The following is a 14,131-nucleotide window of genomic DNA, read 5'->3' on the forward strand; positions in this document are numbered from 1 at the left end:
CTCACTCGCGGCCTCCACCGCCTCTTCCTCATGTCCGACATCCTGCAAAACCCATCCCCGCGCGCCGCCTGGCTGCGCAAGCTCTATTTCACCCGCGCCGCCTTCTCCTTCGCCTGGGTCGCGCTGGCCTTCACCGTCGCGAAGCAGTCGCCCGCGCTGGCCACCGTGCTGCTGATCGTCTACCCCGCCTGGGACGCCTTCGCGAACCTGTGGGACGCCCGGATGAGCGGCGGCGCGCAGGCCAATCCCACGCAGATGCTCAACCTCTGGATGAGCACCCTGGTCGCGCTCGCAGTCGCGGCCTCGCTCGTGGCCGGCTGGCAGGTCGTGCTATTGATCTTTGGCGTCTGGGCCATCGTGTCGGGCCTGCTGCAGCTGGCCACGGCCCTCCGCCGCCGCAAGGCCGAACGCGGCCAGTGGGTGATGATGCTCAGCGGCGCGCAGTCCGCGCTGGCCGGCGGGCTCTTCATCTCGCGGCAGGGCACCGATGCGCCGATTCCGCAGACGCTGGCGGGGTATGCGGCGGTGGGGGCGGTGTACTTTCTGATTTCGGGGGTGGTGATTCTGGTGCGGGAGCGCAGGCGCTGAAACGTCGGTACGACGACGCGCCGCGCTATGCAGCCTCGGCCGCCTTGCGGCGGCGAGCTTGCGCCAGGCCCTTCGGTCTGGACAGCTTCACCACCGGCGCCATGCCGGCGGTGGCGGCCATGTCCATCAGGGTGTCCAGGGAGAACAGGCTGATCCTTCCCCGAACCAGGTCGGAGATGCGCGGCTGCGTCACGCCGAACAGCTGCGCCGCCTCGGTTTGCGTCATGCCCTGCTGCCGAATGACTTCGGCCAGGCTCATCATCAGATCGGCACGCGCGCGCATGCTGGCTGCCTCCTGGGGCGTGCCTGCAATGGCGTCGAAGACGCTGTCGAAACGCCGGGCTCCGGTCATGATGCAAGGTCCTTCACTAGGTCTTTCAAGCGCTTTCTGGTCAGTTCGATGTCGCGTTTCGCAGTTTGCTGGGTCTTCTTCTGGAAGCAGTGCAGCACATAGACAGCATCGGCCAGCCGAGCCACGTACATCACGCGGAAGGTTCCCGCTTCATCCCAGATCCTCAACTCCACCACGCCTGCGCCGATGCTGGGCACCGCCTTGGCATCGACCGGCGCCAGGCCGTTCTGCACGAGGTGCAACTGGTAGCCGGCCTCGCTCCGAGCAAGCTCGGGAAAGCTGCGTAGATCGTTCAAGGAAGTGCCTCGGAACTCGATGGGCTTCATGCCCATTTATACAAAATTTTATATTAAATCCTCCAGTGCAGTTCTGCACGCTCCCGCGCGGAATCTTCTCTGGAAAAGCTGGCCGCTCAAGGCGGCAACACCAACGGCCCGCAATCCGAATCCGCGATGAAGGTCGCGATCAGCGACGCCGGCTTCACCGGATCGGGGTTCTCCGCGAACAGGTGCAGCGCGCGCGGCGGCTCGAACCAGGTCTGGCCGGCCTGGTAGTCGACCGCGGGACCGCCCGCCATCTGCGAGCGCACGGTGCCGCTGACCACCACGGCCTGCACCGAGCCCGGGTGCCGGTGCGCGGGCGTGTAGGCCAGCGGCGGGAACTCGACCAGGGCGGTGGTGATGGACTTGCCCGGCACGTTCGGCAGCGGCTCGCACGACAGCGGCCGCACGGTCGTCTGCGGCCGCGCGGCGCTGCCCTCGGGCGCGGGTGCCGAGGCGAACATCGGGCGCGTCACGCTGCTGCAGAGGTCGTCGAGCCATGCGACGGTGGCCTGCCTGCCCGCATGCGGCACCAGGGCCCATGCGGCCGCACCGAGGGCGAGCCCCGCTAGCGACAGCGCGACCGCATGCCGCGGCGCGCGCGACGATAGGCGGGCCGCGATGCTCACGACCGTGCCTCCGCGCCCAGGCGCATCGACGGGGTCCAGCCCAGCAGCCGCCGCGCCTTGCCGCTGTCGACCTCGGGGTTGTCCTCGGTGACGTTGAAGACGCCACCGGCCGAATGGCGCCAGGCCAGCAGCGCGGCCCAGGCGGCGGCTTCGACATGCACGGGGCTCGCGCCCTTGGGCTCGTCGGCGCCGGTGCCCGGGCCGTAGAGCTGGCCGTAGCGCAGCACGGTGCCGGTGATGCCGGGTGCGTGAAGCACGGCCTGCTCGAGCGCCACCACGCCGCCCACGCTGACGCGGCGCGCGCCTTCGGCCTCGGTGTCGAGCGGCTGCGCTTCCGCATGCGGCTTGGGGCCCGGCGCGTAGGCCCAGGCGATGCTCTGGGCCACCATGCGCACCGCGCCCGCGGCGCGCGCGGCCTCGACCAGGTTGCGCGTGCCCTCGGTGCGCACGCGGGCGTTGCGCGCCGTGGCCTCGGCCATGCGCGCGGGATCGAGGCCGCGCGGCAGATCGGTGAGCTGGTGGATCACGCCGTGCGGCGCGATGCGCACCAGCGCGGCTTTCAGCGCTTGCGCATCGAACACGTCGACCAGCACCGGCTTCACGCCCTGGGCCTCGAGCGCCGCGGCGCGCTCGGGCTGGCGGGTGCTGCCGTGCACTTCGTAGCCGGCCTCGCGCAGCAGCGGGATCAGGGCCGAGCCGATGGCGCCGGTGGCGCCGGCCAGGAAAATTCTTTCGTTCATGGCGTTCTTTCTCTCGGATGCGGATGCTTTGGAGCCTCCAGCTTAGGCAGCCGATGGTCCGGCGCACAGTGCCAAGAATCGGTGGATCGGATGGACCATCGCGGCCCATCACGGGGCGCACTCAGCCTTGCCGCACCAGCGTCAGCAGCCGCGCGCAGGTCTCGGCCGCGATCTCCACGCGCAGGTCCGCCACGCCAAGCAGCAGCCCCGTGTTCTCGGGCCTGGGCTGCGCGAACCACGGCGACAGCGGCACCGGCGTCAGGCCGTGCGCCGCGAGCGATTGCGCCAGCGCCAGGTCCGACACGCCCGGCGCGAGGCGCAGCAGCACGGTCAGGCCCGCGGCGATGTAGGTGGCCGATGCGGCATCGAGGCAGGCGACCAGTGCCGCGCGCCGCTGCGCATAGACCTGCCGGGTGCGGCGCAGGTGGCGCAGGAAATGGCCATCGCGCAGGAAGGCCGCCACCGCCAGCTGCACCAGCGGCGCCGGGGCCGGCGGCACCACCGCCGCATGGCGCGCGAAGCGCTCGACCTGATCCGCCGGCACGACCAGGAAACCGAGCCGCAGCATCGGGCTGATGGTCTTGCTGAAGGTGCCCACGTGCAGCACGCGCGCGCCGTCGCCGGCGGCCACGAGCGAAGGCGCGGCGCGGGCGCCGAGCTGCAGCTCGCCGAGGTAGTCGTCCTCGACCACCCAGGCCCGCGCGCGCTCGGCCCAGGCGAGGATCGCCTGCCGCCGCCGCGCCGACAGCGCCACGCCGAGCGGTGCCTGCTGCCCCGCGGTGACGACGGCCAGCGCCGCATCGGGCGCGCGTGCCACGCCCTCGTCGACCACCAGGCCTTCGGCATCGACCGGTACGGGCACCGGCTCCACGCCGAGCGCATGCAGGCAGCGGCCCGTGGTGGGATAGCCGGGATCCTCGGTCCAGGCCGAGCTGCCGCGCAGCCCGAGCGCCTGCACCGCGAGCGAGAGCGAACCGGCATAGCCGGTGGTGACGAAGACCTGCGCTGCCGTGCACGGCAGCCCGCGCGCGAGCGAGAGGTAGGCCGCGATCTCGCTGCGCAGCGCGAGCTCGCCGCGCGGATCGGGATTGATCTGCCGGGCATGCGAGGTGGCGCGTACCGCGCCCGTCATGATCCGCGCCCAGACCTTGGCGGGGAACAGGTCCTGCGCCGGGTTCGCCATCTGGAAGATGCCCGAGCGGCCGGGGAAGCTCGGGATGGTGCCGACGGGCGCAGATGGAACCGCCACGGCCTCGCGCGGGCGCGATGACGGCGGCAGGTGCTCGGCGACGAAGGTGCCGGCCGCGCCCAGCGAGACGATCAGTTGCGCATCGAGCAGCCGCTCGTAGGCCGCGCTCACCGTGCCGCGCGCCACGCCGAGCTGCGAGGCCAGGTCGCGCCACGACGGCAGGCGCGCGCGCGGCGCGAGGCGGCCTTCTCGGATGGCCGCGCGCAGGCCCGCGGCGATCTGTTCGCTGACCGGCTCGCGTGCCGCGCGGTCGATTCGTATCTGCAGCTTCGACATGGGCGGATGTTAAGCAGGTGGCCTTGCGGCCGCTGCGTGCATCGGCGCGCCGCGACAATGGCCACTGCTCCATGACGCCTCCCAGCCTGCTCACCGCCCTGCTGCCCCTGATGGCCGACCTGGCCCAGGACCTGCCCGAGGCCGAACGCCATCGCCGCCTGCTCCAGACCCTGCGCGCCCTGCTGCCCTGCGACGCCACCGCGATGCTGCGGCTCGAGGGCGACTGGCTGGTGCCGCTGGCCGTCGACGGCCTCGGCCGCGACACGCTGGGCCGGCGCTTTCGTGCGAGCGAGCATCCGCGCTTCGCCCAGCTGCTCGAGGCGCCCGGTCCCGTGCGCTTCGCGGCCGACTGCGGGCTGCCCGATCCCTTCGACGGACTGGTCGAGGGCGTACAGGGCCATCTGCCGGTGCACGACTGCATGGGCTGCGCGCTGCGCGTCGACGGCAGGCCCTGGGGGCTGCTGACGCTCGACGCGCTCGAGGTCGGCCGCTTCTCGCGCGTCGAACTCGATGTGCTGCAGGCCTTCGCGAGCCTCGCGGCCGCCACCGTGGTGGTGGCCGCGCGCATGGACGGCCTGGCCGCGCGCGTGGAAGACGAACGGCTGCGCGCCGACAGCTATGCGCGCGCGGGGGGCCAGGCGCCGCGCCAGTTGATCGGCCACGGCGCCGCGCACAAGCGGCTGCTCAGGGAGATCGCGCTCGCGGGCCCGAGCGAACTCTGCGTGCTGATCCAGGGCGAGACCGGCGTGGGCAAGGAGCTGGTGGCGCAGGCGCTGCATGCGGCCTCGCCGCGCGCGAAGCAGCCGCTGGTCAGCATCAACTGCGCGGCCCTGCCCGACAACCTGGTCGAGAGCGAGCTCTTCGGCCATGTGCGCGGCGCCTTCACGGGCGCGGTGACCGATCGCCGCGGCAAGTTCGAGCTCGCCGACAGCGGCACGCTGTTCCTCGACGAGGTGGCGGAACTGCCGCTGCCCGTGCAGGCCAAGCTGCTGCGCGCGCTGCAGAACGGCCAGATCCAGCGCCTGGGCTCCGACCGCGAGCATCGCGTGGACGTGCGCGTGATCGCCGCGAGCAACCGCAACCTGGCCGAAGAAGTGCGCGCGGGCCGCCTGCGCGCCGACTTCTACCACCGGCTCAGCGTCTATCCACTGCAGGTGCCGCCGCTGCGCGAGCGCGGGCGCGACGTGCTGCCGATCGGCGGCTTCTTCCTCGAGGAGGCGCGCGTGCGCATGGGCCTGGGCGGCGTGCGGCTCGACGCGGGCGCGCAGGCCGCGCTGCTGGCCTACGACTGGCCCGGCAACGTGCGCGAGCTCGAACATCTGCTGGGCCGCAGCGTGCTCAAGGCGCTGGGCCGGCATGCGCAGCGTCCGCGCATCCTCACGCTGAGCGCCGAGGACCTCGGGCTCGCCAGCCCGGCCGCGGCGCCGCCGAAGATCGAGCCCGCGGCGGCGCGCCCTAGGGGCGATGCGATCGGTTCGCAAGGCCTGCGCGAGGCCGTGGCGCAGTTCGAGCGAACGATGGTGGAGCAGGCGCTCGAGCGCCACGGCTTCAGCTGGGCCGCCGCGGCGCGCGCCTTGCAGGTCGACCCGGCCAACCTCGCGCGCACCGCGAAGCGGCTGGGCGTTGCGCGCCGCTGACCGCAGGGCGATTCACTCGAGCGCCGAGGCCGGCCCGAAGAACTCGAAGCGCGACTGCGCATCGGGCACGCCCCATGCGCGCAACTCGCGCCGCACCTGCTGCATGAAGGGCGTGGGCCCGAGGAAATAGGCATCGACATCGCGCGTGTGCGCGGGCAGCCAGGCCGCGAGCTTCTCGCGGTCGAGCCGGCCGACCGCATGCGGGCGCACGACATCGCTCGCGTCGCTCTCGTCATAGCAATAGAAGCGGTTCAACCTCGGATGGCGCGCCGCCATGCCGTCGATGTGCTCGCGGAACGCATGCACCGCGCCATTGCGCGCGCAGTGGATGAACACCACCTCGCGCTGCGTGGCCAGTGCCTGCTCGAGCATCGCGAGCGTGGGCGTGATGCCGACGCCGCCGCTGATCAGCACCAGCGGCCGCGCGCTGTCGGCCAGCGTGAACTCGCCCGAAGGCGGCAGCAGCTGCAGCGTGTCCCCCTCGTGCACCTGGTCGTGCAGGTGGTTCGAGGCCACGCCGCCGGGCTCGCGCTTCACGCTGATGCGGTAGCTGCGGCCGTTCGGCGCGGCCGACAGCGAATAGTTGCGGCGGATGTCCTTGCCGTCGACCCGCAGGCACAGGCCGATGTACTGGCCGGGCGCGAAGTCCATCAACGGCCCGCCATCGGCCGGCGCCAGGTGGAACGAGACGATCTCGGCGCTCTCGGCCTGCTTGCGCACCAGCGTGAACGCGCGCATGCCGCGCCAGCCGCCCGGCGCCGCGGCCTGCGCGTCGTAGCGCTGCTTCTCGGCGCCGATGAGGATGTCGGCGAGCTGCCCGTAGGCGGCGGCCCAGGCATCGATCACCGCGTCGGTCGCGACCTCGGCGCCGAGCACGTCGCGGATGGCGCGCAGCAGGCAGCCGCCGACGATCGGGTAGTGCTCGGGCATCACCTGCAGCGCCACGTGCTTGTTGACGATCTGCGTCGCGAGCGGACCCATGGCCTCGAGGCGGTCGATGTTCTTCGCGTACATCAGCACGCCGTTCGCCAGCGCGCGCGGCTGGTCGCCTTTGGCCTGGTGGGTCTCGTTGAAGAAGGGCCGCACCTCGGGATGCTCGGCCAGCAGCATCCGGTAGAAGTGGGTGGTGAGCGCCTCGCCGCCCTGTTCGAGCAGGGGCACGGTGGACGAAACGATGGCGCGCTGGGTGGCGGTGAGCATGGGACCTCGGGGTGGTGTTGAAAGACGGGGCTTTCAACGCAACCGGTGTGCCATGCGGAAGGGCCTTTCAAATCAACGGGTTAGAGGCTTTCATGTCGAATCGACCGCTCGATATTTCGAGTCGATCTGACTGCCCGTGTCCAATCGACTGGGGACATCCTCTGCTCGATGCCCGTGCCGCAGCGCCTATCCCTTCTTCCGCGGCCGCCCGCGCCCGCCGCCCTTCGCCTGGGGCGCCGGAACCGCCGCGGCCTCGGCTTCCAGGCCGGTGCCCGCCGATGCCGACGCATAGCGCGCCAGCACGTCCCGGATGTCCACGCCCGCGCGGATCGGCGGCAGCGCGCGGTCGGCCACCGCTTCGAGGTGCCGCTGCATCACGTCGGCGGCCGTTGCGAAATCGCCCTTGGCCAGGGCATCGACGATCTCCGCATGCTCGGTCACGGCGCATTCGCTGGAGTGCGGCCGGCCATAGGTCGCGAGGATCAGCGAGCAGCGCGAGACCACCTCGCGCACATAGCGCTCGAGCAGCTGGTTGCCGGTCATCGCGGCGAGCTGCAGATGGAACTCGCCGGCCAGGCGCATCGAGCGCACGGCGTCGCGCCCCGAGGCCTGCTGCTCCTTGACGACGTGCGAGCGCAGCGTGGACTCGTGCGCCGCCGAGAGCTTGCCCGACAGCGTCTGCACCACCGTGCGCTCGAGCCCGTTGCGCACCTGGAAGATCTCGCGGCCCTCCTCGAGGCTGGGGTTGGCCACGAAGGCGCCGCGGTTGGGCTTGAGCTCGACCAGGCCTTCGACCGCGAGCCGGCCCAGCGCCTCGCGCGCGATGGTGCGGCTGGCGCCGAAGCTCTCGCCGATCGCGTCCTCGGGCAGGCGCGCGCCGGGCTGGAGGCTCTGCTCGATGATGGCCAGCCGCAGGGCCTCGTGCACGGTCTCGGTCCGCGTGCGGCCGAGCTTGTCGTCGGGGGCGGTGGCGTTGCTCGGCGGGCGTCTGGAGGGTGGCACGGGGCTCGGTGTCGCGTGGCGAAAGGATCGGGAAGCGCGATTATTGCGCCCGCGGCCGTGCCGGCGCCCCGCTCAACGGGAGGGTTGCGGCAGCTTGCGCGGGGCCGCCCAGGCCTCGAGGATCTCGATCGCATCCCACGGCAGGTGCTGCTCGGCGGGCGTCAGGCCTTCGGCGAGCGTGGCACCGGCCACGCGGCGCAGCTCGTCCACGTCGATGGGATGGCGTGCCGCCACGGGCAGGCCCTCGAAGGCCGCGCCCGATTGCGCGAGCGTGGCGGCATGGAACAGCCGGCGGATGCCCGCCACGCGCATCGCGGCCACGCACATCGCGCATGGCTCGCACGACGAATACAGCTCGCAGTCCGACAGGTCGACGCGCCGCAGCCGCCGGCAGGCATCGCGGATGGCCTCGACCTCGCCGTGCGAGGTCGGGTCGAAGTGCGCGACCGAATGGTTGAAGCCCTCGCCGACCACCTGGCCGTCCTTCACGATCACCGCGCCGAAAGGCTCGGTGCCCGGTTTCGCGAGTGCCTGCGCGGACAAGGCCAGCGCCTGGCGCATGAATCTCTCTTCGTACATGTGTGCTCCAGTCTCGAGGTGTCGTCAGGCGTTGCGCGGCAACAGCCACGCATGCCTGGGGTCCCAATGCAGGCCCACGCGCCGGCCCGGCGCGAGCTCGAGCGACTCGATCTCGTGCTGCTGCTTCTGGACCCGGAACTCGTGCCCGCCCGGCAGTTCGATGAAGACCGTCTGCGTGGAGCCGACGAACTCCAGGCCCAGCACGGCGCCTTCGAGGCGCGAAGCCCCCGCGGGTGCCTCGGCCTCCGAGGGCCTGAGCGACACGCGGTCGGCCGCCACCACGAAGCTCACGTCGGCGCCGCGGTCCAGCGCGCGCCGCGCCGGCACCGCGAAGCTGCCGAGCGCGCCATCGACGCGCGCCCAACCTTCGGCGTCGAGCGCGCCCACCGTGCCGGTCAGCAGGTTGTTGGTGCCGATGAAGTCGGCCACGAAGGGGTTCACCGGCGCGCGGTAGACGTCCTGCGGCGCGCCCACCTGCTGGATGCGGCCCTCGTTCATGATCACGATCCGGTCGGCCAGCGCGAAGGCCTCCGACTGCGCATGCGTCACGTAGACGAAGGTGATGCGCAGCTCGCGGTGCAGCCGCGCGAGCTCGGTCTGCATGCGCACGCGCAGGTGCGCATCGAGGGCGCTCAGCGGCTCGTCGAGCAGCAGGATCGAGGGCTCGGTGACCAGCGCCCGCGCGATGGCCACGCGCTGGCGCTGGCCACCCGAGAGCTGCGCGATCTGCCGGTCGCCCATGCCGGCGAGCCCCATGCGGCCGAGCCAGTCGAGCGCGCGCTTGCGCCGCGCCTCGGCGCCCAGTCCCTTCATGCGCAGCGGAAACTCCACGTTCTGGGCCACCGTGAGGAAGGGGAACAGCGCCAGGCTCTGCCACACCATCGGCGTGTCGCGCTGGTAGGCCGGCACATCGCGCATGCTGCGCCCGCCGATCAGGATGTCGCCGGAGCTGGGCTGGTCCAGCCCGGCCAGCAGCCGCAAGGTGGTGGACTTGCCGCAGCCCGAGGGCCCCATGATGGCGACGAACTCGCCGGCCGCGATGTCGAGGTCGATGCCGCGCACGGCGTGGTGGCCCGCGAAGCGCTTGTCGAGCGCGCGCAGCGAAACGTAAGCGTCGTTGTTCATCCTGGTCTCACTCGGTTGCGATGCGCGCGGCCGGTCGTCCGGCCCGCACGCCCATGAAGCGCTGCGCGAGCAGCACCAGCGCCACGCTGACCGCCAGCACCACGGTGCCGATGGCGTTGATCTTCGGACTAACCTGGCCCTGCAGCAGGTTGAGGATGCGCACCGGCAGCGTCTCGTGCACGCCGCCGACGAACCAGGCGATCATGAATTCGTCGAACGAGACCGCCGCCGCGAGGAAGAAGGAAGCGATCAGCGACGACCGGCAGTACGGGATCACGACGCGCACCAGCCCCGTGGCCGGCGACGCACCCATGTTCCAGGCCGCCTGCTCCATGTCGGGCCCCAGTTCGCCGAGGCGCAGGCGGATGATCGCCATCGAGAACGAGGTCGCGATCGCCACGTGGCAGGCGACGATGGCCTCGAGCCGGCCGAACAGGCCGATGCGCGACAGGAAGGCCAGCATCGCCATGCCGAGGATGGTGGCCGGCACGGCCGGCGGAATGGCCACCAGCATCGCGAAGGCCGTCTTGCCGCGGTAGCGATAGCGGTGGTCGAGGTAGGCGGCCGCGAAGCCGAGCACGGTCGAGAGCACCGCGGTGCCGAGCGCGACCACCAGCGTGTTGACGAAGGCGTCGCGCACCATCTCGTCGTCGAGGATCGCGCGCTGCCACTGCAGGCTGAAGCCGCCCCACGGGATCGTGGGATAGCGGTTCGCGTCGAACGAGAACACGACGATGACCAGCATCGGCGCCGCGATGAAGGCGAACAGCAGGGCCAGCCAGGCGTACTGCGCGGCGCGCGAGATCTTCCTGGCGCGCGCGTGGTCGATGCCGCTCATGCCGCACTCCTCGCGCCCAGGCGCCGGGCCAAGCCCAGCACGAAGCCGAGCAACGCCAGCATGCAGACGCCGATCACCGAGGCCCGCGGCCATTGCGACCCCGACTTGACGGTGTCGACGATCAGGATCGACAGGGTCGGCGGATTGCTGCCGGTCATGAACACCGGGCTCACGTAGTCGCCGAAGGCCAGCAGGAAGGTGGTCGAGCCCGCGAGCACCAGCGCCGGGCGGATGGCCGGCAGCAGCACGTGGCCCACCACGCGCAGGCGCCTGCAGCCGAGGTTCTCGGCCGCCTCGACCACCGACGAATCCACGCCGCCGAGCGCGAACACCAGGATCAGCACCGCGACCGGCAGGCTCAACGTCAGCAGGCCGATCTGCAGCGACAGCGCGCCACCCAGCAAGGGCAGCGCCGGCACGCCGAACGCGCCCAGCAGCGTGTTCGCGAGGCCCTCGGGGCTCAGCACGATCTGCCATGCATAGATGCGCAGGATGTAGCTCGAGAACACCGGCACCAGCAGCGCCGCGATCGCGGCGTCGCGCCAGCGCGCGGGCAGCCGGAAGGCGATGGTGTAGGCGGCCGGGAATGCGATCGCCAGCGCGAGCACCGTGGCCGTGGCCGAGACCGCGAGGCTGTGCAGCGCGGCCTGGTGGAAGCTCGATGCGCCGAGGACGCGCGTCCAGTTGTCGAGCGACAGCGCCGGCTGCAGCTTGAAGGAGCGCACCTGCCAGAAGGTGACGACCACGAGGAACAGCAGCGGCGCCGCGAAGAAGACGAGCTGCCACAGCAGCACGGGCAGGCCGAGCAGCACCGGCACCGTCCTGGGCGAGGGACCGCGGCGCGCGCTCCCGCGGCCTCTGGCGGGCACGGGAGCGATCGCCATCGATGGCGTGGAGGAGGCGTTCATGGTGCGCGCGCTCAGAGGCTCTTGAACTGGCTCCACGCGTCGTTCCAGTCCTCGATCGACTGCTTCGAGGGCAGCTGGCGGAACTGGATCTTCCTGGCCTTGTACTCGTCCATCACGTTCGGCCCCTTGAGCGTCATGCGCAGGATCTCGGCCTCCTTCGGCTTGGTCTCGTTGAGCAGCTTCCAGCCGGCCATCGAGGGAATGCTCTTCTTGTTGTCGGCCTTGGTGGCCATGCGCACCTGGCCTTCGGGCGAGGTCGTGTACTGGATGAACTTGCGCGCGAGGTCGCGCTTGGGCGTGCCCTTGACGATCGACAGCGACTCGGTCCACTGCAGCCCGCCCTCCTCCGGGATGATGGTGTCGACCGGCACGCCGTTCTGGCGCAGCCCGAGCGTGATCCATTCGCCGATGCCGGGCACGAGCTGGGCGCGGCCATTGGTCATCGACGAGAAGATGTCGGCGATGGTGTAGAAGCCCGAGGCCTGCGGCTTGAGGCTGAAGAGCTTCTTCTTCACGGCCTCGAAGCGCGCCTTGTCGATGTCGAAGGGCGGGCGGTTGCCGTTGGCCAGGCTGATCGAGCCCATCGACGGCAGGTACCAGTCGAACAGGCCGACCTTGCCCTTGGCCTTCTCGCTCCACAGCGCCGCATAGGAGGCCACCTCCTTGGGCGTGAAGGCCTTGGTGTTGTACGACAGGCCCAGGTAGCCGAAGTCCGTCATGACGCCGTAGAGCTTGCCGTCGAACCAGTGCAGCGGGAACTTCTGGAACTCGGGCCAGTAGTCCTTGAGCGGATAGTCGGCGGGATCGAGCGCCTCGATGAAGTCGGCCTCGTGCAGCAGGTGCATGTACTCGGCGTCCGCGAGCACGACGTCGAAGCTGCCGGGCGGGGACTGGTTGATGACGGCCATCATCTGGTCGCCGCCCACGTATTCCTTGATGCGCACCTTCACGCCGTGGGCCTTCTCGAAGGCTTCGATCAGGTAGGGATCGGCATTGCCGGGCCAGGAGAGATAGTTCAGCACCTGGGGCGACGCCGCATCGGCCGGGGTCCAGGCCGCGCCGGCGGCCGCGGCGCCGGCGGCGAGGCCGGCTTGCAGGAAGGTGCGACGGCTGAGATCGCGCGGGGGCGGAAGCGGGGCTGCGGACATGACGACTCCTTCAGAAAGGGTGGAACACGGATTGCATACGATCTTTGCCGCATGCATCCTTCATGCCAAGGGCCACCGGCCGCGAGAATTCTTGAATTTCCCAATGAAATCGACCGATCCTCCCGCATCCACCGAGCCATACACTGCACAACAATGAAGCCTCTAGCGCACATGAACGCACCATTCGCATGCAGAATTAAAAACAAATTGCATGCGATTTCTTAAATAACCGACACCCAACCTCCATGGAAATCGACTTCCAGACCCTCGACCCTTACGCCCGCTACAAGCTGATGGCGAGCCTCATCGTTCCGCGGCCGATCGCGCTGATCACCACGCTCGAGCCCGAGGGCACGGTCAACGCCGCGCCCTTCAGCATGTTCAACATGGTGGGCGAAGACCCGCCCCTGGTCTTCGTGAGCATCAACCGCCTGCACGACGGGCGCATCAAGGACACGGCCGCCAACATCCTGCGCACCGGCGAGTTCGTCGTGCACCTGACCGACGAGGCGATGGCCGAGCAGATGCATGCCTGTGGCGATTCGCTGCCGCGCGGAACCAGCGAACTCGCGCATGCCGGATTGCATGCGATCCCGTCGAACAGCGTCGCGCCGCCGCGCATCGCCGAGGCGCCCGTGGCCTTCGAATGCGTGCTGCACGAGACGATGGAAACCGAGAGCCGCTATGTGTTCTTCGGCCGCGTGAAATGGCTCGCGGTGCGCGACGGGCTCGTGGACGCGGAACGCTGGCGCGTGCAGCTGCAGGACTACCGGCCCGTGGGACGCTTCGGCGCGAGCTTCTACGTGGGCACGCAGCAGCGCTTCGCGCTCGGCGCCGCGGCTTCGGCGAGCGGCGCCATCGACCAGCTCTAGCGCCTCACCTCAGCATCGGCGCGCCAGTGCCGGCGCGGCCCGCTGACGCCCACGCACACCGTCTGGCCCGACACCTCGGCGCAGTGGTCGAGCGCCTGGCGCAGGGTCGTGTCCACGCTGCGCAGCGACATCTGCAGCCAGTCGGCCACTTCCTCGCGCGTGCGCTCCTCGATGCGCAGCGCCACCAGCACGGCGCGATGCCGGCCCGGCAGGCGCTGCAGCGCGCGGTCCATCGCGCGCATCTCGGAACGCTTCTCGACGATGACGTCGGGCCCCGGCGCGGGATCGGCCATCGCCTCCGGTGCCACCGCCTCCTCGCCCGCCGGCTGCCAGAGCCGGTTGCGGCGCAGCCCGTCGATGGCCACGTTGCAGGCGACGCGGTAGACATAGGCCTGCGGACTGCGCGTGGGCACCGGGGCGGTGAACTCGCCCAGGCGCAGCCAGGCGTCGTGCAGGCAATCGCTCGCCAGGTCCGGGCAGCCGAGCTTGCGCACCAGGCGGCGCTTCAGGCTCTCGTAGTGCATGACCAGCACCTCGCGCAGCGCGAGGCCGTCGTCGATGCCGCCGGGGTGCGCCGCGTCCGCGTCGGCGGGCGCGGCGACGTCCAGATACTGCATAACGCTCAGGTCCATGGCCGTTCGATCTCCGCATTCAGGGGTTGCAAACTC

The 14,131-nt window shown here is 70.6% G+C and carries 16 protein-coding genes; 3 read left to right on the forward strand and 13 right to left on the reverse strand.

What is annotated here, in order from left to right:
• Window positions 1–30 precede the first annotated feature (30 nt).
• Window positions 31–588: a DUF308 domain-containing protein gene (locus AC07RM_RS04465; protein ID WP_431514546.1), complete on the forward strand. Its 558-nt coding sequence runs from the start codon at window positions 31–33 to the stop codon at window positions 586–588.
• Between the two features lie 25 nt (window positions 589–613).
• Here the strand turns inward: AC07RM_RS04465 and AC07RM_RS04470 are convergent, their stop codons facing one another.
• The 5 genes from AC07RM_RS04470 to pdxR all read right to left on the reverse strand — a co-directional run bounded on the left by AC07RM_RS04470 (window position 614) and on the right by pdxR (window position 4,154).
• Entirely contained in the window at window positions 614–940 is a 327-nt protein-coding gene (locus AC07RM_RS04470; RefSeq protein ID WP_495333320.1) for a helix-turn-helix domain-containing protein, read from the reverse strand.
• The gene (locus AC07RM_RS04475; protein WP_490875689.1) at window positions 937–1,266 is read right to left on the reverse strand and encodes a type II toxin-antitoxin system RelE/ParE family toxin; all 330 of its coding nucleotides are present in this window, start codon (window positions 1,264–1,266) and stop codon (window positions 937–939) included. Before AC07RM_RS04475 ends, AC07RM_RS04470 begins: the two co-directional genes overlap by 4 nt.
• 86 nt (window positions 1,267–1,352) lie before the next feature.
• Entirely contained in the window at window positions 1,353–1,889 is a 537-nt protein-coding gene (locus tag AC07RM_RS04480; RefSeq protein WP_495333322.1) for a cupin domain-containing protein, read from the reverse strand.
• Complete coding sequence (locus AC07RM_RS04485) at window positions 1,886–2,629, reverse strand: NAD-dependent epimerase/dehydratase family protein (protein ID WP_495333323.1); 744 nt, start codon at window positions 2,627–2,629, stop codon at window positions 1,886–1,888. Before AC07RM_RS04485 ends, AC07RM_RS04480 begins: the two co-directional genes overlap by 4 nt.
• Before the next feature lie 121 nt (window positions 2,630–2,750).
• Window positions 2,751–4,154 (reverse strand): MocR-like pyridoxine biosynthesis transcription factor PdxR, encoded by a 1,404-nt coding sequence (pdxR, locus tag AC07RM_RS04490; protein ID WP_495333324.1) that lies wholly within the window; start codon window positions 4,152–4,154, stop codon window positions 2,751–2,753.
• A gap of 71 nt (window positions 4,155–4,225) precedes the next feature.
• Here pdxR and norR point away from each other — a divergent pair, with 71 nt between their 5' ends.
• A complete protein-coding gene (gene norR, locus AC07RM_RS04495; protein WP_495333326.1) occupies window positions 4,226–5,791 on the forward strand; it encodes a nitric oxide reductase transcriptional regulator NorR in 1,566 nt (521 codons plus the stop codon).
• A gap of 12 nt (window positions 5,792–5,803) precedes the next feature.
• Here norR and hmpA read toward each other — a convergent pair whose 3' ends face one another.
• From hmpA to AC07RM_RS04530, 7 genes are all read right to left on the reverse strand, one after another.
• Window positions 5,804–6,991 (reverse strand): NO-inducible flavohemoprotein, encoded by a 1,188-nt coding sequence (gene hmpA / locus AC07RM_RS04500; protein ID WP_495333327.1) that lies wholly within the window; start codon window positions 6,989–6,991, stop codon window positions 5,804–5,806.
• Window positions 6,992–7,177: 186 nt separating this feature from the next.
• On the reverse strand, window positions 7,178–7,993 hold the full coding sequence (locus AC07RM_RS04505) for a GntR family transcriptional regulator (RefSeq protein WP_218159401.1): 816 nt from the start codon (window positions 7,991–7,993) through the stop codon (window positions 7,178–7,180).
• 72 nt (window positions 7,994–8,065) lie between these two features.
• Window positions 8,066–8,572 (reverse strand): nucleoside deaminase, encoded by a 507-nt coding sequence (locus tag AC07RM_RS04510; protein WP_093346614.1) that lies wholly within the window; start codon window positions 8,570–8,572, stop codon window positions 8,066–8,068.
• A 24-nt stretch (window positions 8,573–8,596) separates the two neighbouring features.
• Window positions 8,597–9,697 (reverse strand): ABC transporter ATP-binding protein, encoded by a 1,101-nt coding sequence (locus AC07RM_RS04515; RefSeq protein WP_208510783.1) that lies wholly within the window; start codon window positions 9,695–9,697, stop codon window positions 8,597–8,599.
• Between the two features lie 7 nt (window positions 9,698–9,704).
• A complete protein-coding gene (locus tag AC07RM_RS04520; RefSeq protein ID WP_495333328.1) occupies window positions 9,705–10,535 on the reverse strand; it encodes an ABC transporter permease in 831 nt (276 codons plus the stop codon).
• Entirely contained in the window at window positions 10,532–11,443 is a 912-nt protein-coding gene (locus tag AC07RM_RS04525; RefSeq protein WP_495333329.1) for an ABC transporter permease, read from the reverse strand. The genes AC07RM_RS04520 and AC07RM_RS04525 overlap by 4 nt, the downstream gene beginning before the upstream one ends.
• Before the next feature lie 11 nt (window positions 11,444–11,454).
• The gene (locus tag AC07RM_RS04530) at window positions 11,455–12,591 is read right to left on the reverse strand and encodes an ABC transporter substrate-binding protein (RefSeq protein ID WP_495333331.1); all 1,137 of its coding nucleotides are present in this window, start codon (window positions 12,589–12,591) and stop codon (window positions 11,455–11,457) included.
• 245 nt (window positions 12,592–12,836) lie between these two features.
• Here AC07RM_RS04530 and AC07RM_RS04535 point away from each other — a divergent pair, with 245 nt between their 5' ends.
• Window positions 12,837–13,463, forward strand: coding sequence for a flavin reductase family protein (locus tag AC07RM_RS04535; protein WP_495333333.1), 627 nt, complete (start codon window positions 12,837–12,839; stop codon window positions 13,461–13,463).
• On the opposite strand, the gene AC07RM_RS04540 is transcribed toward AC07RM_RS04535, so the two are convergent.
• A complete protein-coding gene (locus AC07RM_RS04540) occupies window positions 13,460–14,095 on the reverse strand; it encodes an RNA polymerase sigma factor (protein ID WP_495333335.1) in 636 nt (211 codons plus the stop codon). The genes AC07RM_RS04535 and AC07RM_RS04540 overlap by 4 nt on opposite strands.
• Window positions 14,096–14,131 lie beyond the last annotated feature (36 nt).

Source organism: Variovorax sp. GW821-FHT09B05 (assembly GCF_059418265.1).